This window comes from Micromonospora sp. USAFONa4, from assembly GCF_057197825.1.
Genome location: NZ_CM170072.1, coordinates 2,333,156 through 2,356,043, shown reverse-complemented (window position 1 = coordinate 2,356,043; position 22,888 = coordinate 2,333,156). Strand labels below are relative to the sequence as shown.

At 75.0% G+C, this 22,888-nt stretch carries 19 protein-coding genes; 15 read left to right on the top strand and 4 right to left on the bottom strand.

The features are described from left to right. The first annotated feature begins 60 nt into the window (after window positions 1-60). The 3 genes from mshB (at window position 61) to AC0OO9_RS09900 (ending at window position 1,988) form a co-directional block, all read left to right on the top strand. Window positions 61-987 (top strand): N-acetyl-1-D-myo-inositol-2-amino-2-deoxy-alpha-D-glucopyranoside deacetylase, encoded by a 927-nt coding sequence (mshB, locus tag AC0OO9_RS09910; protein WP_484517038.1) that lies wholly within the window; start codon window positions 61-63, stop codon window positions 985-987. 17 nt (window positions 988-1,004) lie between these two features. Next, window positions 1,005-1,442, top strand: coding sequence for a hypothetical protein (locus tag AC0OO9_RS09905; protein ID WP_484517909.1), 438 nt, complete (start codon window positions 1,005-1,007; stop codon window positions 1,440-1,442). Window positions 1,443-1,520: 78 nt separating this feature from the next. Beyond that, a complete protein-coding gene (locus AC0OO9_RS09900; protein WP_484517037.1) occupies window positions 1,521-1,988 on the top strand; it encodes a hypothetical protein in 468 nt (155 codons plus the stop codon). A gap of 123 nt (window positions 1,989-2,111) precedes the next feature. Here AC0OO9_RS09900 and AC0OO9_RS09895 read toward each other — a convergent pair whose 3' ends face one another. Continuing rightward, the gene (locus AC0OO9_RS09895; RefSeq protein WP_484517036.1) at window positions 2,112-3,071 is read right to left on the bottom strand and encodes a GNAT family N-acetyltransferase; all 960 of its coding nucleotides are present in this window, start codon (window positions 3,069-3,071) and stop codon (window positions 2,112-2,114) included. A 79-nt stretch (window positions 3,072-3,150) separates the two neighbouring features. Here AC0OO9_RS09895 and fdxA point away from each other — a divergent pair, with 79 nt between their 5' ends. The 5 genes from fdxA (at window position 3,151) to AC0OO9_RS09870 (ending at window position 7,019) form a co-directional block, all read left to right on the top strand. Continuing rightward, entirely contained in the window at window positions 3,151-3,477 is a 327-nt protein-coding gene (gene fdxA / locus AC0OO9_RS09890; RefSeq protein WP_091422126.1) for a ferredoxin, read from the top strand. Then, on the top strand, window positions 3,474-4,580 hold the full coding sequence (dapC, locus tag AC0OO9_RS09885) for a succinyldiaminopimelate transaminase (protein ID WP_484517907.1): 1,107 nt from the start codon (window positions 3,474-3,476) through the stop codon (window positions 4,578-4,580). The genes fdxA and dapC overlap by 4 nt, the downstream gene beginning before the upstream one ends. Window positions 4,581-4,599: 19 nt before the next feature. After that, on the top strand, window positions 4,600-5,625 hold the full coding sequence (locus AC0OO9_RS09880; RefSeq protein ID WP_484517035.1) for a prephenate dehydrogenase: 1,026 nt from the start codon (window positions 4,600-4,602) through the stop codon (window positions 5,623-5,625). Between the two features lie 99 nt (window positions 5,626-5,724). Further along, window positions 5,725-6,372 carry an SIMPL domain-containing protein gene (locus AC0OO9_RS09875; protein WP_484517034.1) on the top strand — a complete coding sequence of 216 codons (648 nt, stop codon included), beginning with the start codon at window positions 5,725-5,727 and terminating at the stop codon, window positions 6,370-6,372. After that, on the top strand, window positions 6,372-7,019 hold the full coding sequence (locus tag AC0OO9_RS09870; RefSeq protein WP_484517033.1) for a nucleoside/nucleotide kinase family protein: 648 nt from the start codon (window positions 6,372-6,374) through the stop codon (window positions 7,017-7,019). Before AC0OO9_RS09875 ends, AC0OO9_RS09870 begins: the two co-directional genes overlap by 1 nt. 40 nt (window positions 7,020-7,059) lie before the next feature. Here the strand turns inward: AC0OO9_RS09870 and AC0OO9_RS09865 are convergent, their stop codons facing one another. After that, window positions 7,060-7,617 (bottom strand): sugar O-acetyltransferase, encoded by a 558-nt coding sequence (locus AC0OO9_RS09865; RefSeq protein WP_484517032.1) that lies wholly within the window; start codon window positions 7,615-7,617, stop codon window positions 7,060-7,062. Window positions 7,618-7,715: 98 nt separating this feature from the next. On the opposite strand from AC0OO9_RS09865, the gene AC0OO9_RS09860 reads away from it, so the two are divergent. After that, window positions 7,716-11,081, top strand: a complete 3,366-nt coding sequence (locus AC0OO9_RS09860; RefSeq protein ID WP_484517031.1) for a S8 family serine peptidase — start codon at window positions 7,716-7,718, stop codon at window positions 11,079-11,081. Window positions 11,082-11,133: 52 nt separating this feature from the next. Here the strand turns inward: AC0OO9_RS09860 and dapD are convergent, their stop codons facing one another. After that, window positions 11,134-12,090: a 2,3,4,5-tetrahydropyridine-2,6-dicarboxylate N-succinyltransferase gene (gene dapD / locus AC0OO9_RS09855; RefSeq protein WP_484517030.1), complete on the bottom strand. Its 957-nt coding sequence runs from the start codon at window positions 12,088-12,090 to the stop codon at window positions 11,134-11,136. 118 nt (window positions 12,091-12,208) lie between these two features. On the opposite strand from dapD, the gene dapE reads away from it, so the two are divergent. Beyond that, window positions 12,209-13,282 carry a succinyl-diaminopimelate desuccinylase gene (gene dapE, locus AC0OO9_RS09850; RefSeq protein WP_484517029.1) on the top strand — a complete coding sequence of 358 codons (1,074 nt, stop codon included), beginning with the start codon at window positions 12,209-12,211 and terminating at the stop codon, window positions 13,280-13,282. A gap of 85 nt (window positions 13,283-13,367) precedes the next feature. Here the strand turns inward: dapE and AC0OO9_RS09845 are convergent, their stop codons facing one another. Beyond that, the gene (locus AC0OO9_RS09845; protein ID WP_165947700.1) at window positions 13,368-13,529 is read right to left on the bottom strand and encodes a hypothetical protein; all 162 of its coding nucleotides are present in this window, start codon (window positions 13,527-13,529) and stop codon (window positions 13,368-13,370) included. A 311-nt stretch (window positions 13,530-13,840) separates the two neighbouring features. Here AC0OO9_RS09845 and AC0OO9_RS09840 point away from each other — a divergent pair, with 311 nt between their 5' ends. From AC0OO9_RS09840 to cspE, 5 genes are all read left to right on the top strand, one after another. Then, on the top strand, window positions 13,841-14,701 hold the full coding sequence (locus AC0OO9_RS09840; protein WP_484517028.1) for an LOG family protein: 861 nt from the start codon (window positions 13,841-13,843) through the stop codon (window positions 14,699-14,701). Window position 14,702: 1 nt separating this feature from the next. Next, window positions 14,703-15,248, top strand: coding sequence for an LOG family protein (locus AC0OO9_RS09835; RefSeq protein ID WP_132231057.1), 546 nt, complete (start codon window positions 14,703-14,705; stop codon window positions 15,246-15,248). Between the two features lie 72 nt (window positions 15,249-15,320). Continuing rightward, a complete protein-coding gene (locus tag AC0OO9_RS09830; RefSeq protein WP_484517027.1) occupies window positions 15,321-18,800 on the top strand; it encodes an ATP-dependent helicase in 3,480 nt (1,159 codons plus the stop codon). Next, window positions 18,797-22,273, top strand: coding sequence for an ATP-dependent helicase (locus AC0OO9_RS09825; RefSeq protein ID WP_484517026.1), 3,477 nt, complete (start codon window positions 18,797-18,799; stop codon window positions 22,271-22,273). Before AC0OO9_RS09830 ends, AC0OO9_RS09825 begins: the two co-directional genes overlap by 4 nt. Window positions 22,274-22,478: 205 nt before the next feature. Then, window positions 22,479-22,682 (top strand): transcription antiterminator/RNA stability regulator CspE, encoded by a 204-nt coding sequence (cspE, locus tag AC0OO9_RS09820; protein WP_007464836.1) that lies wholly within the window; start codon window positions 22,479-22,481, stop codon window positions 22,680-22,682. The last annotated feature ends 206 nt before the right edge of the window (window positions 22,683-22,888 follow it).

Below are 22,888 nucleotides of genomic sequence, written 5' to 3'. Positions count from 1 at the left end.
GGTGATGTGGCCGACCTGCGCGGACGCGTCGGGGTCGGCGGAGGAGAACCGCCGGATAGAGTGACCGGCGTGACGACGCTGCCTGACCGCCGCCTCCTGCTGGTCCACGCGCACCCCGACGACGAGTCCATCGGCACCGGCTCGACGATGGCGCACTACGCCGCCGCCGGCGCTCACGTCACCCTGGTGACCTGCACCCTCGGCGAGGAGGGCGAGATCCACGTGCCGGCGCTCGCCCAGCTCGCCGCGGCCGAGGCCGACCAGCTCGGCGGCTGGCGGATCGCCGAGCTGACCGCCGCCTGCGCCGCGCTCGGCGTCACCGACCACCGCTTCCTCGGCGGCGCCGGCCGCTACCGCGACTCCGGCATGATGGGCCTCGCCACCAACGAGCACCCCCGCGCCTTCTGGCAGGCCGACCTCGACGAGGCCGCCGGGCACCTGGTGGAGATCATGCGGGAGGTACGCCCGCAGGTCATGGTCACGTACGACGACAACGGCTTCTACGGGCACCCGGACCACATCCAGGCGCACCGGGTCGCGATGCGCGCGTACGAGCTGGCCGAGGCGGAGGGCTTCGCCCCGGCGAAGGTCTACTGGACGGCGATGCCGCTCAGCGTGCTGGAGGCCGGCCTGACCCACTTCGCCGAGTCGGCGGACAACCCCTTCGCCGGCATCCAGGACATCTCGGAGCTGCCCTTCGGCACCCCCGACGCGCAGATCGCCGCCCGGATCGACGCCACGGACCAGCACGCCGCCAAGGAGGCGGCGATGCGCGCGCACGCCACCCAGATCCCCGACGCCTCCTGGCTCTACTCGATCGCCGGCAACTTCGGCAGCGAGTTCATGGGCGTGGAGTACTACACCCTCGCGGTGGGTGGTCGGGGACCGGGCAGCGGCCCGTACGGCTGGGAGGACGACCTCTTCGCCGGGCTGGACGTCGCCGACGGTCCGGACCGGTCCCCGGTCTCGGCGGCCGGTAACCGGTGACCCTGCCCGTCGCGTCGATGTCGACCGCCCCGCAGGAGACCCTCCCGCCACCGTCCGGGCCGTCCCGGCGGCTGCTCGACCTCGCCCTGCGGGTGGCCGGCGGGCTGGTCGCCGTCCTCGCGGGGACGCTCACGGCGGTGCTGGAGCTGCTGCTGGCAACGGTCCGGGTCGGCGGGCACCTGATCGGCGTCTCGGTGCTCGTCGCGATCGCCGCGAACATCGCGCTGAGCTGGTTCGCGCACGAGGCCGTCGGTCGCCGGTGGGCCGTGGCGCTGCCCGCGACGCCCTGGTTCGTCCTGATGTCGGTGGCGGCGGTCCGCACCGCGGAGGGGGACCTGCTCGTCACCGGCGACAACTGGGTCGGCCTGGCGATGATCGTGGCCGGCGCGATGACCTTCGCGGTGATGGGTTTCCGGCAGATCCTGGCACCGCCACCGGTCCGGTCGGGGGACTGACGGCGCACAGGTTCCGGTGGTAGACATTCCTGCCAGGAGGCCCGCCGCTCCGGCGGGCGGTACGGCGGGAGGCGTGCGATGAGTGAGCGGTGGCGCGCGATCGGGGTTCTCGCGGTCGCGCTGTTCGCGGTCAACGTGGTCGCCCGGCTGGTCACCCGGTTCGGCTTCGACGGCGACGACACGGCCGCCGCCGACCGGGTGTCGCTGGGGATGTTCGTGGTGATCGGGCTGGTCCTGGCCGCGGTCGCCTTCGTGTGGGGCAGGCGTCGCCCTGTCTCGGCCTGGGGCGCGGACCTGGCCGCCGCGGTCGGGATCGCGCTGCTGCTGACGGTGCTGGTCGGGCCGCTGCTGGTCGGCGACGACCCGTTCGGCGGGGGCGCGGGCACCTTCTTCGCCCAGATCTGGCTCTACCTCGGGGCGGCCGGCGTGGGCGTGCTGCTCGGCTACCTGCTCCTCACGGCGCTGGGCCTCGACCACCGCTCGCAGTCCCTGAAGCGCTACGCCGAACTGAGGGCCACCAAGCCCCGCCGAGTGGTCCGCCGCTGACCCCAACCCCACCCAGCCCACCCCCTGGCCTCGTTGATCATGAGGTTATTGCCGCTGTAAGCGCTTTCCGCTGGCGATAACCTCATGATCAACGCTGCGACACGGGGCAGGGCGGAGGAGCGGTCAGGGGGGTGGGGTGCGGGTCAGGTAGGTGTGGTGGGTGGTGAAGCCCAGGGCGCGGTAGAGGGTCACCGCCGGGGTGTTGCGCTGCTCGACCTGGAGGAAGGCGCGCGAGGCGCCGGTCGCGGCGCCCCAGTCGGTCAGCGCGCGGATGATCCGGCCCGCCAGCCCCTGTCGCCTCGCCTCGGGCAGCACCTCGATCAGGCTGAGCCCGAGCCAGCGGCCCTGCCCGGTGACCGTTCCCCGGCCGATGGCGAGCAGGGTGCCGTCGGCGTACACGTGGGCGAAGCGGACCTGGTCCACGGCGGTGAGCACGTGCCGGGCGGCGTCCGGCAGGCCGCCCTTGCGGCCGGCGGCGACGGCGAGCCAGTCGTCCGACGGCTCGGCGGTCAGCTCGACCGGCGGCGCTCCGGCGCGCTCCGGCGCGGCCGGCGGCAGCCCCGCCAGCGGCACGGTCTGCACCAGCACGGGCGGCCTGCCGACCCAGCCCCGGGCGTCCAGCTCCGCGCCCACCGGGGCGGCGAGCGGCAGCGGGGTGTTGACCATCGGCGGTTGACCGAGGTCGGCGTACCAGCGCTCCACCGCGTCGAGCGCGGCGGGCAGGGGCCGGTCCGGGTCGCCCACGGGCAGCGCCGAGTTGGCCCGGCCGGTCCAGCCGTCGGCGGCGCGCAGCCGCCAGTCGCCGAGCCGTCCCCGCACGGCGGCGGGCCACGCCTCGTCGGCGGCCAGTTCCAGCTCGACCACGGCCGCCGCGGTGGGTCGGCGGGCCGGCGGCACCCGCTTGGCCCGGTGCACCTCGGCCACGGGGACCTGGAGCCGGCCCTGCGCGGTGGCGAGTGTGAGATGGGTTTCGCTCAGCTCGACCAGCTCGCCGAGGGCGTCCGAGAAGAGCGGCCGACCTTCGCGAATCCCCACGATTCGGCGAACCACGATCCGGTGTCCCACATCCTGCTGTCGGAGCACGATCGACCCCCTCCCCGGCGAGATACTAGGCTCTAACCGTCGCGGGTGATCGCGGCGTGTCTTGCGGAGGAGAAGACCGGTGACCTACATCATCGCCGAACCGTGCGTGGATGTGCTCGACAAGGCTTGCATCGAGGAATGCCCGGTCGACTGCATTTACGAGGGCAACCGGATGCTCTACATCCACCCCGACGAGTGCGTCGACTGTGGGGCCTGCGAGCCGGTCTGCCCGGTCGAGGCGATCTTCTACGAGGACGACGTCCCGGAGCAGTGGAAGGACTACACCGGCGCCAACTACGAGTTCTTCGAGGAGCTGGGCTCGCCCGGCGGCGCCTCGAAGATCGGCAAGGTGGAGAAGGACGCGACCTTCGTCGCCGCGCAGCCGCCGCGCGGCGAGGGCCACTGAACCGGCCCGCGCCGGTCTCCTCGCGGCTGCCGGAGTTCACCTGGGACACCCTGGACGCCGCGGCCGCACTGGCCGCGGCGCACCCTGAGGGCCTGATCAACCTCTCCATGGGTACGCCGGTCGACCCGGTGCCCGAGGTGATCCGGCGGGCGCTGGCCGACGCGTCCGACGCGCCGGGCTATCCGCTGACCGCTGGCACGCCGGTGCTGCGCGAGACGATCGCGGCCTGGGTGGCACGGGCCTGCGGCGCTGGCGTCGAGGGCCTCGGCGTGCTGCCGACGATCGGCTCCAAGGAACTCGTCGCCTGGCTGCCGACCCTGCTCGGGATCGGTCCCGGCGACGTCGTCGTGGTGCCCTCGATCGCCTACCCGACGTACGAGGACGGGGCCCGGCTCGCCGGCGCCACCGTCGTGCGCGCCGACTCGCTGACCGCCGTCGGGCCCACCTCCCGGGTGCGCCTGGTCTGGGTCAACTCGCCGGGCAACCCGACCGGCCGGGTGCTGCCGGCGGCCCACCTGCGCAAGGTGGTCGACTGGGCCCGGGAGCGCGGCGCGGTGGTCGCCAGCGACGAGTGCTACCTGCCGCTGGGCTGGGCCGCCGAGCCCGTCTCGGTGCTCTCGCCCGAGGTCTGCGGCGGCTCGTACGACGGGGTGCTGGCCGTGCACTCGCTCTCCAAGCGGTCCAACCTGGCCGGCTACCGGGCGGGATTCGTGGCGGGCGACCCGGCACTGGTGGCGGAGCTGCTCAAGGTCCGCAAGCACGCCGGGATGATCGTGCCGGCGCCGGTGCAGGCGGCGATGGTGGCCGCGCTGCGCGACGAGCGGCACGCCGACGAGCAGCGGGAGCGCTACCGGGCGCGGCGGGACACCCTGCGCGCCGCGTTCACCGACGCCGGCTTCACCGTCGAGCACTCCGAGGCCGGGCTCTACCTCTGGCTGACCCGGGGCGAGGACTGCTGGGAGACGGTCGACTGGCTGGCCCGGCGGGGCATCCTCGCGGCTGCGGGCGTCTTCTACGGCCCGGGCGGCCGGCAGCACGTCCGGGTGGCGCTGACCGAGTCCGACGAGCACGTGGCGGCGGTCGCCGGCCGGCTGCGCGCCTGAGCGACCGCCGAGGCGCGTGATGGTGGACAGTTCGCGAGGGCGACCCCGGGTCGCCGTGGTGGGCACCGGCCTCATCGGCGGCTCGGTCCTGCTCCGGCTGCACGAGGCGGGGCTGGACGTCGCCGGCTGGGACCCGGACCGGGCCACCCGGGCGGACGGGCGCGCACGCGGGATCACCTTCCCCGACGACCTGGGCGGGGCCGTCCGCGACCGTGACGTCGTGTTCCTCTGCGGCCCCCTGCCGAGGCTGCCGGAGACCCTGCTCACCGTCGCGAAGCACGCCGGGGACGGCTGCGTCCTCACCGACGTGGGCAGCACGAAGGGCGCGGTGGCCGCCTTCGCCTCGGCCAACGGGCTGACCGACCGGTTCGTGCCGGGCCACCCGATGGCGGGCACCGAACGCTCCGGGCTCGCCGCCGCCGTACCGGCGCTGTTCGAGGGGGCCGCGTGGGTGCTCTGCCCGGCGGCCGAGGGGATCGGGCCGTTCCGGATGCTGTCCGGCCTCATCGTGGACGTCTTCGCCGCCCGGGTGGTGCCGATGTCGCCGGCGGTGCACGACTCGGTGGTGGCGCTCTCCTCGCACATCCCGCACCTGCTCGCCGGCAGCCTCGCCGGCGCGGTGGCGAGGTCGGACCTCCGGGACGCCGTGCTGGGCCTCGCCGCGGGCAGCTTCCGGGACGGCACCCGGGTCGCCGGCACCCCGGCCCGGCGGACGGCCGACATGCTCTTCGACAACCGCGAGCAGGTGGTGCGGCAGCTCGGCCAGGTCGCCGCGTTCCTCGACGGGCTCGCCGTCGCGTTGCGCGACCAGGACATCGACGCCCTGGTCGGTCACTTCGAGGGGGCGCGGGACCTGCGTACCGTCCTGTTCGACCGTGACCTGCTCGCCCACCGGCAGGAGTTCCCCGCCGACGGCGACCACCGCGCCGAGGTGGAGTTCCTGCTGGAGCTGGGGGCCGCCGGCGGTCACCTCACCGAGTGCCGGGTCGACGGCGACCGGGTCGCCTACACGGGCCACCTCCCGGCGACGGCCCACTCGGCCTGAGCCGGACCGGCCGGGGCATGCGCGCCGGGCGCCGCCCGCATCCGTCGACGTGCGGTCGGACGGCGGGCGGGCCGGCGGGCGCGCGGTTAGGGTGAGGGCATGGTGGACGGGCCGGTGGTGGCGGTGCGCGGCGAGGCGTACCGGGAGGTGGCTCCGGAGATCGCCCGGTTCGCGGTGACGGCCAGGGCGCGCGACCGGGACCGCGAGGCCACCCTGACGCGGCTGGCCGAGCGGGCCGCCGCCGTCCGGGTGCTGCTCGACGGCGAGGGCCCCGGCATCGACCGGCGGGAGACCGGCGAGCTCCAGGTCAGGCCGGAGACCCGGCGCTCCGGCGAGCGGGTGGTGGCGTACAGCGGCAGCGTGACCACCACCGTGACGGTCAGCGACTTCACCGCGCTCGGCGAGCTGATGCTGCGCCTCGCCGACCAGGACCAGGTCGAGGTGGCCGGGCCGTGGTGGTCGCTGCGGCCGGACAGCCCGGCCCACCGCGAGGCCCGGCACGCCGCGCTCGCCGACGCACTGCTGCGCGCCCGCGAGTACGCGGAGGCTCTAGGCGCCCGCGTGACCGCCCTGATCGAGCTGGCCGACGCGGGCGCGGCGGAGCAGCCGATGATGAGCCGGATGGCGTACGCGATGAGCGACGGCGCGGAGAGCGGCCCGCCGGAGCTGGAACTCGACCCGCAGCCGCAGACCGTGCACGCCGCGGTGCAGGCGCGGTTCGCGATCAGCGAGCCGGTACTCGGCTGATGGCCGGCGCCCGGGTCGTCGGCACCGAGGAGCTGGTGGCGCGGGCGCGGGCCCTCGCCGGGGCCGGCCCGCGGCAGCTGCTCGGCATCGCCGGGGCGCCCGGCGCGGGCAAGTCGACGCTGGCGGAGCGGATCGTCGAGGCGGTCGGCCCCACCGCCCGGTTGGTGCCGATGGACGGCTTCCACCTCGCGCAGGCCGAGCTGCGCCGGTTGGGCCGGGCGGAGCGCAAGGGCGCCGTCGACACCTTCGACGCCAACGGCTACGTCTCGCTGCTGCGCCGCCTGCGCCGGCTGGAGCCGACGGCGGTCTACGCGCCGGCGTTCCGCCGGGACCTGGAGGAGCCGGTGGCCGGCTCGATCGAGGTGCCGCCGTCGGTGCGGCTGGTGGTCACCGAGGGCAACTACCTGCTGCTGACCGGGACGCCCTGGGACGAGATCCGGCCGCTGCTGCACGAGGCGTGGTTCCTCGACCTGGACGCCGAGCTGCGGCTGCGCCGGCTGACCGCCCGGCACGAGTCGTACGGGCGGTCGGCGGAGCAGGCCCGGGCGTGGGCGACGGGCAGCGACGAGGCCAACGCCACCCTGGTGGCCGGCACCGCCCACCGCGCCGACCTGGTCGTCCGGCTCGCCGAGCCGCCGCCGCTCTGACGGGTCGCCCCTCGGGAGACTGTCCGGCGGACTGACGCCGTCAGTCGAGCTGGCGTACGACGCGGGCCGGGTTGCCGACGGCGACCACGTTCGCCGGCAGGTCCTTCGTCACCACGGCGCCTGCGCCGACGACCGTGTTCTCCCCGACGGTGACGCCGGCGAGCACGATGGCCCCTCCGCCGAGCCAGACGTTGTCGCCGATGGTGATCGGCTTGGCCCCCTCCCACTTGTCGCGGCGGGGCCCGGGTTCGACGGGGTGGGTGGGGGTGAGCAGCTGCACGTTCGGTCCGATCTGGACGTCGGCGCCGATGGTGATCGGGGCGACGTCGAGGAGGACCGCGTTGAAGTTGACGAAGCTGCGCGGCCCGATCCGGACCTGCCAGCCGTAGTCGACGTGGAGCGGCGGCCGGACGTAGGCCCCCTCGCCCAGCTCGCCGAGCAGGTCGCGCAGGGCCGCGAGCCGGGCCTCGGGGTCGGCGGCCGGACTGGTGTTGAAGGCTTCCATCAGCCGCGCGGCCCGGTCCAGGTCGGCGGCGATCTCCGGGTCGTCGGCGATGTACGGCTCGCCGGCGAGCATGCGTTCCTTCATGGATGTCATCGACCGATCATCTCCGAGGGGTGGGTCCGATCGTTGGCTGGTCCGTCATCTCCACGACTTCATTTTGCATACTCGGTATGTAATCCTGATGACTGTCAATGCGTCTCTCCCTACAGGTAGTAACGCCCGACGAGGAGGATCCGTTGCAGCGAAGAAGAAAACTGGTAGGTCTCGGCATGGTGCTGGGCATGGTGCTCGGCGCCCCCGGCATGGCCGTCGCCCAGAAGCCCGCCGAACCGACCGTCCGTCCCGACGCGACCCCGCCGTCCCGGGTTGGTGACGCCAACCGCCCGGTCACCGTCACCCTGCTCACCGGCGACCGGGTCACCGTCAGCGGGACCCGGGCCAGTGTGCGACCCGCACCCGGGCGCGAGGACGTCCGCTTCCTGACCCGACGGGAGCGGGGGCACGTCTCCGTCGTACCCGAGGACGCCGTGGCGCCCATCCGGGACGGGCGGATCGACCGACGGCTGTTCGACGTCACCGAACTGGTCGCCGCCGGCTACGACGACGCCCGGCGCGACGACCTGCCCCTGCTGATCACCGGCAGTGCCGGCGCGGCCCGGCGCTCCGCCGTGCCCGCCGGGGTGACGGTCACCCGTGAGCTGCCCGCCGCCGGCGGGCTCGCCGCCACGGCGAGCAAGCGGCGGGCCGCCGAGGTCTGGGCGGCGGTCACCGCCGCCGGTGCGAAGGTCGGCACGGCAGGGGGTGCCGACCGGATCTGGCTCGACGGCCGGCGGCAGCTCACGCTCGACCGCAGCGTGCCGCAGATCGGCGCACCGGAGGCGCACCGGAACGGCTGGACCGGCCGGGGCATCCGGGTCGCCGTGCTGGACACCGGGATCGACGCCACGCACCCGGACCTGGCCGGCCGGGTGGCGCAGACGCGTAACTTCACCGAGGAGTCCGCGCCGGGCGACGTCGTCGGGCACGGCACCCACGTCGCCTCGACCATCGCCGGCAGCGGCGCCGCCTCCGGCGGCCGGATGCGGGGCGTGGCCCCGGACGCGACACTTCTCGACGGCAAGGTCTGCGAGACGTACGGCTGCCCGGAGTCGGCGATCCTCGCCGGCATGCAGTGGGCCGCGGTCGAGCAGCGGGCCCACGTGATCAACCTCAGTCTCGGCGGCTTCGACACCCCGGAGGTCGACCCGCTGGAGGCGGCCGTCAACACGCTCACCGCGCAGACCGGCGCCCTGTTCGTGATCAGCGCCGGCAACTCCGGCCGGTTCGCGCCGGTCAGTTCCCCCAGCACGGCCGACGCCGCCCTCTCGGTGGGCGCCGTCGACCGGGACGACAGCCTCGCCGACTTCTCCAGCCGTGGTCCCCGCACCGGTGACGACGCGCTGAAGCCGGACATCACCGCCCCGGGGGTGGGGATCGTGGCGGCGCGCAGCAAGGACGGGGTGATCGGCGACCCGGCCGGCGACGGGTACGTGGCGATGTCGGGCACCTCGATGGCGGCCCCGCACGTCAGCGGCGCGGCGGCGCTGCTCGCCCAGAAGCACGGCGGGAAGGCCGACCGGCTCAAGGCGCTGCTGATGTCCTCGGCGAAGCCGCGCCCCGAGCTGACCTCGTACGAGCAGGGGGCCGGGCGGGTGGACCTGGCCGACGCCATCTGGCAGACCGTGACCAGCGATCCGCCGAGCGTGTCGCTCGGACGGGCCCTCTGGCCGCACGACGACGACACCCCGATCACCCGCACGGTGACCTGGCGCAACGACGGCGCGACCACGGCCGACCTTGACCTGGCCGTGGAGGCGACCGGCCCGGACGGCAGGCCGGCCCCGGCCGGCATGTTCACCCTCGGCGCGAGCAGGATCGCGGTGCCGGGCGGCGGCACGGCGGGTGCCACCGTCACCGCCGACACCCGGGTCGACGGTCCGGACGGTCACTACACCGGCCGGATCGTCGCCCGCTCCGGCGGCGCGGTGGTGGCCGTCACCCCGCTGGCGGTGCACCGGGAGGTGGAGAGCTACACGGTGACCGCCCGGCACCTGGACCGCGCCGGCGCGCTCACCGGCGAGCACAGCACCACGCTGGTCTCCCTGGACGAGCTGAACCCGTACGACCTGTACGACCCGGACGGCACCGCCGAGCTGCGGGTCCCCAAGGGCCGGTACGGGCTGGTCAGCTACGTGTTCGAGGTGGACGGCGACGAGTTCACCGCGGCCACCCAACTCGTCCAGCCGGAGCTGGTGGTCGGCGGGGACACGCGGATCACCCTCGACGCCCGGCGGGGCAAGCCGGTCAGGATGAGCGTCCCGCAGCGCTCGGCCACCCCGGCGCTCGCCGTCATCGACGCCGGCTTCATCGCCGAGACCGGCAGCTACACCTTCGGCCTGCTGGACTCCGACTTCGACGGTCTCTTCACCGCAGGGCTCGGGAAGCCGGTGCCCGCAGAGCGGTTCGTCGCCACGATCAGCGGCCAGTGGGCCGACCTGAAGGCAGCGAGCAGCCCCTACCTCTACGCCCTCAGTGAGGGCGTGCCGGGCCGGATGCCGACCGGCTTCGTCCGGCACTACCGCACGAAGGACCTGGCCACCGTCACCCACCGGTTCAACGGCGGCAGCCCGGGGCTGGCCACCGACCGCCTGGTCTTCGCACACCGGGAACCCGACCTCGGCGGCTGGGCGGTCGGCCTGCGCACCGCCACCCCCGGGCAACGGGTCGAGCACTACAACACCCGGGGCGTGCGCTGGTCCTCCGAGCTGGACTTCGGGGTGCCGACCGACGACGGCTGGCTCGACACCAAGGCGATCCTGTTCTCCGAGGAGCGCAGCCTGCGCCCCGGGCGGCACTACCGGGAGAGCTGGAACAGCGCGCCGTACGGGCCGTCGTTCCCGGCGGCGGGGATCGTCCGCCAGGGCGACCGCATCGAGGTGGGCCTGCCGCTGCACAGTGACGCCGAGGGGCACGCCGGCGGCTCGGTCGCCGACACCGCCCGCACCGCCCTCTACCGCAACGGGACGCTGGTGGGGGAGACCGAGGAGCCGGCGTACGGCGGGTTCGACGTGCCGCCGGGCGCGGCCGACTACCGGCTGGAGACCTCGTCGAAGCGGAGCTTCACCGACCTCTCGACCGAGGTGTCGGCCAGCTGGACGTTCCGGTCCCGGCACGTCGCCGGGGACGACCCGGCCGCGCTGCCGGTGTCGGCGATCCGGTTCGCGCCCCGACTGGACCGGGACAACGCCGCCCCGGCGGGCCGGAGCTTCGCGATCCCGGTGACGGTGCAGCGGCAGCCGGGCGCGCCCTCGGCCCGGGTCGCCGCGCTGACCGTCGACGTCTCCTACGACGGCGGGAAGACCTGGCAGCGGGCCCGGATCCGTGGCGGCGGGGACGGCTGGACGGCCACCGTGCAGCACCCGGCCGGCACCGGACACGTCTCGCTGCGGGCCACCGCCCGGGACAACGCCGGCAACACGGTTACCCAACGCGTCATCCAGGCGTACCGCCTGCGCTGAGGCGTACCCCCGCCGGGTCCGCGGCCGACCGCGGGCCCGGCGGGGGCGACCGTCAGTCGTTGGCGTGCAGCGCGGCGTTCAGCTCGATGCCCCTGCCGCTGCGCTGCTTGGCCTCCAGCGCGCCGGTGACCGAGTTGCGCCAGAACAGCAGGTTGTCCACCCCGGACAGCTCGCGGGCCTTGACCAACCGGCCGTCCGGCAGCGTGATCTTGGAGGCGGCGGTGATGTAGCAGCCGGCCTCCACCACGCAGTCGTCGCCGAGCGAGATGCCCACGCCGGCGTTCGCGCCGACCAGGCTGCGCTCGCCGATGCGGACCCGGTCGGTGCCGCCGCCGGAGAGGGTGCCCATGATCGAGGCGCCGCCGCCGATGTCGGAGCCGTCGCCGACCACCACGCCCTGCACGATCCGGCCCTCGACCATCGAGGTGCCGAGCGTGCCGGCGTTGAAGTTGACGAAGCCCTCGTGCATGACGGTGGTGCCGGCCGCCAGGTGCGCGCCGAGGCGCACCCGGTCGGCGTCGGCGATCCGCACGCCCGACGGCACCACGTAGTCGGTCATCCGGGGGAACTTGTCCACCCCGTGGACGGCCAGGTGGCGGCCGGCGGCCCGCTCGATGACCCGCAGCTCGTCGACCCGCTCCGGGGGGCACGGCCCGGCGGACGTCCAGGCCACGTTCGCCAGCTTGCCGAAGATGCCGTCGAGGTTGAGCTCGTTGGGTCGCACCAGGCGGTGGGAGAGCAGGTGCAGCCGCAGGTACGCGTCGGCGGCGTCCTTGATCGGCTCGTCCAGCGAGCCGATCACGGTGACCACCTGGACGGTACGCAGCCCGGGCAGCGCCCGGTCGCCGACCGCCCCCGGGGGCAGGTCCAGCACGTCCGCCTCGTCCTCGCCGGCGACCAGCGGCAGCTCGCCGAGGCCCAGCTTGCCCGTCGGATACCAGGTGTCGAGCACCTGGTCGTCAGCGGTAACGGTGGCCAGGCCGATGCCCCAGGCGGATTCGGACGTCACTGATTCACCTCTCGTTCGTGCTGCGGGCCGGCGAGCCCTCCGCGCCCCGCGTCCCGCGCGGGCCGCCCCGGAACGCTCGCTCCACGCGCTCGCCGGATCTGACGGTACCGTGCGAACCATGGAGAACCCGCTGACCCCCGAGGTCCTGGCCGATCCGGTGGCGCTGACCCGCGCGCTTGTCGACATGGAGTCCGTGTCCCTCAACGAGAAGGCGATCGCCGACTGCGTGGAGGAGGTGCTGAGGGGCGTACCGCACCTGTCCACGTACCGGCACGGCAACACGGTGATGGCGCGGACGGACCTGGGCCGTGGCCAACGGGTGGTGCTCGCCGGTCATCTGGACACGGTGCCGCTGAACAACAACTTCCCGTCGACCATGCGCGGCGACCTGATGTACGGCTGCGGCACCTCGGACATGAAGTCCGGAGTGGCGTTCGCGCTGAACCTGGCGGTGAGCCTGCCGGACCCGCGCTACGACGTGACGTACTTTTTCTACGAGGCGGAGGAGATCGAGTCGAAGTACAACGGCCTCTTCCTGGTCGCCGACGCGTACCCGCAGTGGCTGGAGGCCGACTTCGCGCTGCTGCTGGAGCCGACGCACGGCATCGTCGAGGCGGGGTGCCAGGGCACCATGCGGGGGGTCGTCACCACCACCGGCGTACGCGCCCACTCGGCCCGTTCCTGGCACGGGGTGAACGCGATCCACGCGGCCGGCGAGGTGCTCGACCGGCTGACCAACTACGAGGCGCGGCGGGTGACCATCGACGGCTGCGACTACCGGGAGGGGATGAACGCGGTCCGCATCCACGGCGGCGTGGCCGGCAACGTGGTGCCCGACCGGTGCGAGGTCGAGGTCAACTACCGGTTCGCGCCGGACCGGACCCCGGCCGAGGCCGAGGCGCACCTGCGCGAGGTCTTCGCCGGCTTCGACGTGCGGGTCACGGATTCGGCCGCCGGCGCCCCGCCCGGGCTGGACGCGGCACCCGCCAAGGAGTTCCTCGCCGCGGTCGGTTCCGCGCCGATCGGCAAGCTGGGCTGGACGGACGTGGCCCGGTTCGCCGCGATGGGCATCCCGGCGCTGAACTTCGGCCCCGGCGACCCCAACCTGGCCCACCACCCCGACGAGCACGTGGAGATCAGCAAGATCCGGGAGGGCGCCGTCACCCTGCGCCGCTGGCTCGCCTCTTCCTGACGCTCCCCGCGGGGGCGTGCCCCGGACGGACGGAAGGTCCGCGTCGGACGACGCGGACCTTCCGTGCTCGATGTCGTCGGTGCGGTCAGACGGTGGTGGACGCGTCGGCGGCGGGCCGGGCGTCGGTCTGGCCGCCCTGGTCGGTGGACGGTTCCATCAGGCGGGCGCGGCGGCGCTCGGCCACCACGTCGCGGATGCGGCGCTGCATCTGCCGCCGGATCCGGATCATCTCGCTGTTGCTGATCACGCTGACTCCTCCCCCGAAGGCGCGCGCCGGGGCATACCCGGTATGTGAATAGTAAGACGCCCGTGCGACCGAATTAGTTGCCCAAGATCCGGAAGAATTTTTCCGATCGTCGCCCGGCCCGTCTCCGCCCGTCGCCCGAGGTCGCCGCCGGGGCCGTGCCGCCCGCCGCCGGGGCCGTGCCGCCCGCCGCCCGGTGCCGCGTCGTCCGGCGCCCGGGGGTGGTGTGTCGTTCGTCGCCTTGGCCGTCACCTGCGGCGGCCCGGCTCACGGTGCGCGCACCTGGCGGGTGCGGCTCCACTACGGTTGCTCCCATGGGTCAGAGCAACGGGCGGGAATCCGGCCGCGAGCCGGGACAGGAACGGCACCGGGGGGCCGTGACGCTGCGTCGGCAGGCGTTGACGGGCAGCACCGCCGACCAGCGCCTGCTCGATTCGCGGGGGCGTGAGGACTGGAAGACCAAGGACGCCTGGCGGGCGCTGCGCATCCTCTCCGAGTTCGTCGAGGGCTTCGACACCCTCGCCGACCTGCCCTCGGCGGTCAGCGTGTTCGGCTCCGCCCGCAGCCACCCGGAGAGCCCCGAGTGCCAGCTGGCCGAGGCGCTGGGCGCTGCCCTGGCCCGGGCCGGCTACGCGGTGATCACCGGCGGCGGGCCGGGCGTGATGGAGGCGGCCAACCGGGGCGCCAGCGAGGCCGGTGGGCTGTCGGTCGGCCTCGGCATCGAGCTCCCCTTCGAACAGGGGCTCAACGACTGGGTCGACCTGGCCATCGACTTCCGCTACTTCTTCGCCCGCAAGACCATGTTCGTCAAGTACGCCCAGGCGTTCGTCGTGCTGCCCGGCGGGTTCGGCACCATGGACGAGCTCTTCGAGGCGCTCACCCTCGTGCAGACCGGCAAGGTGACCCGGTTCCCCGTGGTGCTGATGGGCGCCGACTACTGGCGCGGCCTGCTCGACTGGCTGCGCGACACGATGGCCGCCGACGGGAAGATCGGCCCCGTCGACCTGGAGCTGATCTGCGTGACCGACGACGTCGACGCGGCGGTCCGGCACATCGTGGAGGCCGAAGCCGCCCTCAACGTCGAGCAGGAGGCCGTCCGCAAGGAAGCCGTCGCCGTCACCGCCGCCGACCAGCAGGCCGCCGCCGAGGCGGGCGACGAGAACCGGAAGCGCTGACATGGCCGCGATCTGCGTGTTCTGCGCCTCCTCCCGTACGCTCGACCAGCGCTGGCTGGACCTCGCGGCCGAGACGGGCGCGGAGATCGCCCGGCGCGGGCACACCCTCGTCAGCGGCGGCGGGTGCGTCGGCATGATGGGCGCGCTGGCGGACGGGGCGCGGGCCGCCGGCGGCCGGACGGTCGGGGTGATCCCGCAGTCGCTGGTCGACCTGGAGGTCGCCGACCTGGCGTCGGACGAGTTGCTCGTCACCGACTCGATGGCCAGCCGCAAGACCCTCATGATCGACAAGTCGGACGCGTTCCTCACCCTGCCGGGCGGGCTCGGCACCCTCGACGAGCTGTTCGAGGTCTGGACGACCGCCACCCTGGCCCTGCACGCCAAGCCGATGGTGCTGGTCGACACCGACGGCTTCTACCGCCCGGTGCTCGACTGGCTGGGCGCGCTGGCCGACCAGACCTTCCTCAAGCCCGCCGGCCTGGGCCTGCTCACCGTGACCGACACGGTCCCCGCCGCCCTGGACACCCTGGAACTCCAACTCCTCTGACGGGGGCGTGCGGGTTGGTCCCTGGCGGGGTGGCGGGGCGGGGGTGTCGTACCGGCGTGGTGGGATGGACGGATGCAGGCGTACCGGCTGGTGCGCCGGCCTGTCGAGGCGGTCCGGGGGGACCACCGGCCCGGCGGGCCGGCCCGGGGGGACGGTCGGTCCGGGGGGCCGGCTGGGGGTGAGCGGCGGTCCGGGGGGCCGGCCGACGGGGGCGCGCACCGTGGGGCGGCGCGGCTGGCCGATCCGCGCCAGGTCGAGATCGTGGCGCACACCGACGGGCCGATGCTGGTGCTCGGCGGTCCCGGCACGGGCAAGACCGCCACGCTGGTCGAGGCCGTCGCCGCGCGGGTGGCCGAGGGCGTCGACCCGGAGCGGATCCTGGTGCTCACCTTCGGCCGCCGGGGCGCCACCGCGCTGCGCCAGCGGATCGAGGCCCGCGTCGCCGAGGGCGGGCACCGCGTGCTGCGCGAGCCGCTGGTGCGCACCCTTCCGGCGTACGCCTTCGGGCTGCTGCGGCGGGCGGCGGCCGAGCGCGGCGAGCCGTCCCCCCGGCTGCTCACCGGGCCGGAGCAGGATCTGATCATCCGCGAGCTGCTCGACGTGGTCGGCGAGGCGCCCGACGACGACCCGGTCGGCTGGCCGGAGGACCTGCGCCCGGCGTTGCGCACCCGGGCCTTCGCGGCGCAGCTGCGCGACCTGCTGATGCGCGCCGCCGAGCGGGGCGTCGGTCCCGTCGAGCTGGCCCGGCTGGGCGAGAAGCTCGGCCGCGCCGACTGGCCCGCCGCCGCGCGTTTCCTGCGGGAGTACGTGGCCGTGCTCGCCCTGCGCGACGTCAGCAACCGTGGCTCCGTCGCGTACGACCCGGCCGAGCTGGTCCGCGCCGCCACCGGGATGCTGCTCGACGACCCCGAGCTGCTCGCGGCCGAGCGCCGGCGGCTGGCGTACGTCTACGTCGACGAGCTGGCCGACACCGACCCGGCCCAGCAGGACCTGCTCGCGACGGTGGCCGGCGGCGGCAAGCCCCTGGTCGCGTTCGCCGACCCGGATTCGTCCACGTACGCCTTCCGGGGCGCCGACCCGGCGGGGGTGGCGACGTTCCCGCACCGCTTCCGCACCGCCTCGGGGGCGCCCGCGGCACAGGTGGTGCTCACCACGTCCTACCGGGCCGGTGCCCGGCTGCTCGCCGCGTCCGGCCGGCTGGCGCGGCGGCTGCGCGGCCCGGCTGCGCACCGCCGGCTGCACCCGCTGCCCGACGCGCCCCCCGGCGCGGTCGAGGTACGCACCTTCCGCTCGGCCACCAGCGAGGCCGCCTGGCTGGCGCACGCGCTGCGCGAGGCCCACCTGCTCGGCGGCGTGCCCTGGTCGGAGATGGCCGTGCTGGTGCGCTCCACCGGGCGGCAGCTGCCCTCGCTGCAACGTGCCCTGCACGCCGCCGGGGTGCCCACCGTCGTGCACGGCGAGGACCTGCCGCTGCACCTGCAACCGGCGGTCGCGCCGCTGCTGCTCCTGCTGCGCTGCGCCCTGGAGCCCGAGCGGCTCGACGAGGAGGCCGCCGTGGCGCTGCTGCACTCGCCGCTCGGCGGCGCCGATCCGCTGGCCGAGCGGCGGCTGCGGCAGGGGCTGCGCGCCCTGGCGCTGGCCGGCGGCGACCGCCGGCCCTCGGGCGAGCTGATCGTGGAGGCGCTGCGCGACCCGGCCGGGCTGGCCGGGATCGAGCGGCACTGGGCGGAGCCGGCGCAGACGGTGGCCGGTCTGCTGGCCGTGGCCCGGGAGTCCGCCGCGCGGCCCGGCGCCACGGCGGAGGACGTGCTCTGGGCGGTGTGGCGGGCCAGCGGGCTCGCCGAGCTGTGGTCCGCGGCGACCGGCCGCGGCCAGACGGTGACCGGCGAGGGCGATGTCGCGCGGCGCCGCCGCGCCGAGACGGCCGACCGCGACCTCGACGCCGTGATGGTCCTCTTCGACGCGGCGGCCCGGTTCACCGACCGGCTGCCCGGCGCGCGTACGGAGGTCTTCCTCGACCACGTCCTCGGCCAGGACCTGCCGGCCGACACCCTCGCCCCGACCGCCGACCGGGGGGAGGCGGTACGGCTGCTCACCGCGCACGCCGCGAAGGGGCTGGAGTGGGATCTCGTGGCGGTCGCCGGGGTGCAGGAGGGCGTCTGGCCCGACCTGCGCCTGCGCGGCAGCCTGCTCGGCTCGGAGCGCCTGGTCGACGTGCTCGCCGGCCGGACGGCCGGCGCGGGCGTGGTGGCGGCCCTGGTCGGGCAGACCTCGGCGCTGCTCGACGAGGAGCGCCGGCTGTTCCACGTCGCGGTCACCCGGGCCCGGCGACGGCTGCTGGTCAGCGCGGTGGCCTCCGCCGCGGTGGGCGGCGACGACCACGAGGAGCAGCCGAGCCGCTTCCTCTACGAGCTGGGCCCCACCGACCCGACGGATCCGATCGACCCGGCCGGCCCGCCGGATCCCACTGACCCGACAGACTCCACTGACCCGACGGATCCCAGCGACCCGGAGGAGCCGGATCGGCCGGGGGCGTTGCCGGTGAGCAGGCCGCCCCGGGCGCTGACCCTGCCGGCGCTGGTGGCGGAGCTGCGTACCGCCGTCAGCGACCCGGCCGTGTCCTACGCCCGGCGGCAGGCGGCGGCTGCCGAGCTGGCCCGGCTCGCCGCCGCCGGGGTGGCCGGCGCGCACCCGGACGACTGGTGGGGGCTGCGGCAGCTCTCCGACGACCGCCCGCTGGTCGACGAGGGGGCACCGGTCAGGGTCACCCCGTCGGCGATGGAGAGCGCGCTGCGGTGCAGCCTGCGCTGGCTGCTGGAGCGGCACGGCGGCAGCCCACCGGCCAGCGCCGCCCAGGGCGTCGGCAACCTGGTGCACGCCGCCGCGATGCTCGCCGAGGACGCCAGCGCCGACCGGGGGGCCCTGCTGGACTACGTCGCCGCCCGGTTCGACGTCATCGAGCTGGCCGCCCGCTGGATGGTCGGTCCGGAGCACAGCCGCGCCGAGGCGATGGTGGACAAGCTGCTCCGCTGGCTGGCCGCGAATCCGCGCCGGCTGCTCGCCATCGAGCACGAGTTCGCGGTGCGCCTCGACGATCCGCACCGGCCAATCGAGCTGGTCGGCCGGGTGGACCGGCTGGAGGTCGACGAGGACGGCCGGCTGGTCGTCATCGACCTGAAGACCGGCAAGTCCACCGCCGTCACGGCCAACGACCTCGCCGAGCACCCGCAGCTCGGCGCCTACCAGGCGGCGGTGGAGGCGGGGGCCTTCGCCGACTTCGGCGAGGAGTCCGGCGGCGCGGCCCTGGTGCAGCTCGGCACCGGCGCGAAGGACGCGAAGGAGCAGAGCCAGGCGCCCGCGGGGGAGGGCCCGGAGGCCGGCTGGGCGACCGCGCTGGTGCGACGCACCGCGGATACGATGGCCGCCGCCACCTTCGCCGCGGTCGCCAACTCCAAGTGCCGGGTCTGCCCGGTGCGTACGAGCTGCCCGGTGTCCGGGCAGGGCCGCCAGGTGGTCGAGCCGCCGACCACCCGTCGTCCGGAGACGTCTTGACGCAGCCCGCCCTGTTCAGCAGCGCGACCCCGACGCCCCGGGTCGCCGACGCCGGCCCCCGCTACACGCCGGTGGAGTTGGCGAAGCTGCTGCGGCTGCCCGCGCCGACCCGGGAACAGGCCGCGATCATCGCCGCGCCCGTCGAGCCGCTGCTGGTGGTCGCGGGCGCCGGGTCGGGCAAGACGGAGACGATGGCCGCCCGGGTGGTCTGGCTGGTCGCCAACTCGCACGTGCGGCCGGAGCAGGTGCTCGGGCTCACCTTCACCCGCAAGGCCGCCGGGGAGCTGGCGCACCGGGTGCGTACGCGGCTCGACCAGTTGGTGCGCCGGCTCGGGCGGCGGGGGCGCGACCCGCTCGACGACCCGCTGGCCGGGGAGCCGACCGTCTCCACCTACCACTCGTACGCCGGCCGGATCGTCACCGAGCACGGGCTGCGGGCGGGCTACGAGCCGTCCACCCGGCTGCTCACCGAGGCGTCCCGCTGGCAGCTGGTCGACCTGCTGGTGCGCAACTACGACGGCGACATGTCCGGGGTGGACCGGATGCCGAGCACGATCACCGACGCGGTGCTGGCGCTGGCCGGCGAGCTGGACGAGCACCTGGTCGACCCGGACGCGCTGGCCGCGTGGACGGGCCGGTTCTTCGCCGAGGTGCAGGTGCGCCCCGGCCGGGTCTACGCCGACGTGCGCAAGGCGCTGCAACTCCAGCAGATCCGGCTGAAGCTGCTCCCGCTGGTGCGCGCGTACGCCCGGCGCAAGGAGGACTTCGAGGCGATGGACTTCGCCGACCAGCTCGCGCGGGCGGCCCGGGTCGCCCGCGACCACCCGGGCGTCGGCGAGATCGAGCGGGACCGGTTCCGGGTGGTGCTGCTCGACGAGTACCAGGACACCAGCCACGCCCAGGTGGTGCTGCTCAACGCGCTCTTCGGCGGCGGGCACCCGGTGACGGCGGTCGGCGACCCCTGCCAGTCGATCTACGGCTGGCGCGGGGCGAGCGCCGGCACCCTGGACCGGTTCCCCACCGACTTCGCGCGGGCGGACGGGACGCCGGCCGAGGTGCTCAGCCTCACCACGAGCTGGCGTAACCGGCCGGAGATCCTCGGAGTCGCCAACGCCCTCGCCACCCCGCTGCGGGCCGCCGGCGCCCGGGTGCCCGAGCTGCACGCGGCGATGAGCGTCAAGGACCCGATTCCGCACCGTAGCGCCCGCGGCACCGCCGGCGGCACCGTCCACTGCGCCCTGCTGCGGACGTACGCCGACGAGGCCGACTGGATCGCCGACAGCGTGCTGCACGCGTGGCGCGGCGCGGCCGGGATGCCCGGCGTGCTGCCCGAGCACATCCCGGTGCCGCTGCGGCCCACGACCGCCGTGCTCGTGCGGCTGCGCAGCCAGATTCCGGCGATCGAGTCGGCGCTGCGCGAGCGCGGCCTGCCGGTCGAGGTGGTGGGCCTGGGCGGCCTGCTGGACACCCCCGAGGTGCGGGACGTGGTGTGCACGCTGCGGGTGCTGGCCGACCCGACGGACGGGGCCGCGCTGCTGCGGCTGCTGACCGGCGCGCGCTGGCGGATCGGGCCCCGTGACCTGGTGGCCCTGCACCGCCGGGCGAAGTCCATCGCGGCGGCCCGGCGCAGGCTCGCCGACGACGGCACCCCGGAGATCAGCCCGGACCTGCTCGACGAGGCGACCCTGGTGGAGGCGCTGGCCGATCTGGGCCCGGCGCAGGCGTACTCGGCGGAGGGCTACGCGCGGCTGCGGGCGTACGCCCGGGAGCTGGGCCTGCTGCGCTACCGGCTGGACCAGTCCCTGCCGGAGCTGATCGCGGACATCGAGCGGACGATCGGCCTGGACGTGGAGGTGGCGGTGCGGGCCGGCCGGGACGGGGCCGGGGACGCCGGCCTGGCCCGGGGCCACCTGGACGCGCTCGGCGACGTCGCCGCCCGGTTCAGCGGCGAGACGCCGGGCGCCACCCTGTCGGGGTTCCTGGCCTATCTGGCCGCCGCCGAGGACGAGGAGCGCGGCCTCACGCCGGGCGAGGTGGAGGTGGTCGAGGGCGCGGTGCAGATCCTCACCGCGCACGCCGCGAAGGGCCTGGAGTGGGACGTGGTCGCGGTGGCCGGGCTGAGCCGGGGCGTCTGGCCGGGGCCGGTGCGCAACTCCGACCACTGGCTCGGCGGGCTGGGCGTGCTGCCGTTCCCGTTGCGCGGCGACGCCGACGGGCTGCCGGAGCTGGGCCTCGACGAGGCCGAGGACCAGCGGGGGGTGGCCCGGGCGCTGGAGGACTTCACCGACGCCTGGCGGGCGCACGACGAGCGTGAGGAACGCCGGCTGGCGTACGTGGCGGTGACCCGCCCCCGGCGGCTGCTGCTCTGCTCCGGCTACTGGTGGGGGGAGGGCACCAAACGGCCGCGTGGCCCGTCGGTGCTGCTGCGGGAGGTGCACGACGCCTGCCTGGACGCCCGCGCCGGGCACCTGGTGGACGAGTGGGCGCCGGAGCCGCCGGGCGACGCGGTCAACCCGACGACCGAGGTGGTGCTGCGCGCCGAGTGGCCGGCCGACCCGCTGGGCGCCCGCCGGCCGGCGCTGGCCGAGGCGGCGGCCCTGGTCCGCCGCTTCCTCGCCGACGGCGACACGGCCGCCCGCCCACCGTCCGACGGGGACGCAGCCGCCCGCCCGCTTTCCGGCGGCGAGACCGCCGAACGGGTGGCGTCCGGCGGCGACGACACCGCCGGGGCGGGCGCGGAGCCGTCGGCCGACGACGCGGACGTGGCGCGGTGGCGGCGGGAGGCCGACCTGCTGCTCGCCGAGCGGGCCGAGCTGACCCGGCAGTCCGGCGCCGTCGAGGTGGCCCTGCCCGGCCAGCTGTCGGTGACCCAGTTGGTGGCGCTGCGCCGGGATCCGGCGGCGTTGGCCCGCGCGCTGCGCCGCCCGGTGCCCACCGAACCCAATCCGTACGCCCGCCGGGGCACCGCCTTCCACACCTGGCTGGAGCAGCGGTTCGGCGCCGACCGGCTGCTCGACCTGGACGAGCTGCCGGGTGCGGCGGACGCGGACGCGGCGCCTGACGAGGCGTTGGCCGAGCTCCAGGAGCGCTTCCTGGCCAGCGAGTGGGCCGAGCGGGTGCCGGTCGAGGTGGAGGTGCCCTTCGCCACAGTGATCGCCGGAGTGGTGGTCCGGGGGCGGATGGACGCCGTCTTCGCCCGGCCGGGCGGGCGGTTCGACGTGGTCGACTGGAAGACCGGCCGGCAGCCCGCAGGCGCAGCCGCCGAGGTGGCCGCCGTGCAGCTCGCGGTCTACCGGCTGGCCTGGGCGGAGCTGGCCGGCGTGCCGGTGGAGCGGGTCGGCGCGGCGTTCCACTACGTGCGGGACGGGGTAACGGTCCGCCCGGCGGACCTGCTCGACGCGGACGGGCTGACCGCGCTGATCGCCTCCGTACCGGAAATCCCGGCAGACGGTGGTGCCGGGACGAATCCGTGATAGGTTGGTCGCGTTGCAGTTATGGTTCCCAGAGACTCTGTGTGCGCCTGGAGGATTGTGGCCCAGGCGCTCTTTGTTGTGTCCGGAGTTCTCCGGGCGGGGCGACCAGAAGCGACAAGCGAGCCAGGCAGTTCCGCGTGGCGCGCTCCTCTTCGAGCCCGCAACAAGTGCGGGTTCGACGTTCCGTCAAGGAGACGAAACAAAAATGGCTATTGGCACCGTCAAGTGGTTCAACGCTGACAAGGGCTTCGGCTTCATCACCCCGGACGGCGGCGGCGCCGACGTCTTCGCCCACTTCTCGGCGATCCAGTCCTCCGGCTACCGGAGCCTGGACGAGAACCAGCGGGTCGAGTTCGAGGTGACCCAGGGCCAGAAGGGCCCGCAGGCGGAGAACATCCGCCCGCTCTGATCTTCGGATCGTCCAGTAACACCCATCGCGCCCTCCGGGCGCGGTGACGGGACCGGCCCGCCGCACCGTCGACCTGCGTGAGCAGGCGGCGAACGGCGGCGGGCCGGGGCCCGTACCCCTTTCGGTTCGTGCTTGTGAGTCACCCGCGGCCTGGTCCGCCGGTGACAGCGCCGCATCCGGCGCCCTCCCTCGACACGTGCCGCGTC

What these genes read in the sequence shown, in the direction of transcription:
- AC0OO9_RS09840 (WP_484517028.1), top strand. Translation starts at nt 13,841, where the DNA reads ATGGGTCAGAGCAACGGGCGGGAATCCGGCCGCGAGCCGGGACAGGAA.
- dapE (WP_484517029.1), top strand. Translation starts at nt 12,209, where the DNA reads ATGGAGAACCCGCTGACCCCCGAGGTCCTGGCCGATCCGGTGGCGCTG.
- AC0OO9_RS09865 (WP_484517032.1), bottom strand. Translation starts at nt 7,617, where the DNA reads ATGACATCCATGAAGGAACGCATGCTCGCCGGCGAGCCGTACATCGCC.
- AC0OO9_RS09870 (WP_484517033.1), top strand. Translation starts at nt 6,372, where the DNA reads ATGGCCGGCGCCCGGGTCGTCGGCACCGAGGAGCTGGTGGCGCGGGCG.
- AC0OO9_RS09905 (WP_484517909.1), top strand. Translation starts at nt 1,005, where the DNA reads ATGTCGACCGCCCCGCAGGAGACCCTCCCGCCACCGTCCGGGCCGTCC.
- cspE (WP_007464836.1), top strand. Translation starts at nt 22,479, where the DNA reads ATGGCTATTGGCACCGTCAAGTGGTTCAACGCTGACAAGGGCTTCGGC.
- AC0OO9_RS09860 (WP_484517031.1), top strand. Translation starts at nt 7,716, where the DNA reads ATGCGTCTCTCCCTACAGGTAGTAACGCCCGACGAGGAGGATCCGTTG.
- AC0OO9_RS09875 (WP_484517034.1), top strand. Translation starts at nt 5,725, where the DNA reads ATGGTGGACGGGCCGGTGGTGGCGGTGCGCGGCGAGGCGTACCGGGAG.
- AC0OO9_RS09900 (WP_484517037.1), top strand. Translation starts at nt 1,521, where the DNA reads ATGAGTGAGCGGTGGCGCGCGATCGGGGTTCTCGCGGTCGCGCTGTTC.
- AC0OO9_RS09880 (WP_484517035.1), top strand. Translation starts at nt 4,600, where the DNA reads ATGGTGGACAGTTCGCGAGGGCGACCCCGGGTCGCCGTGGTGGGCACC.
- AC0OO9_RS09830 (WP_484517027.1), top strand. Translation starts at nt 15,321, where the DNA reads ATGCAGGCGTACCGGCTGGTGCGCCGGCCTGTCGAGGCGGTCCGGGGG.
- AC0OO9_RS09835 (WP_132231057.1), top strand. Translation starts at nt 14,703, where the DNA reads ATGGCCGCGATCTGCGTGTTCTGCGCCTCCTCCCGTACGCTCGACCAG.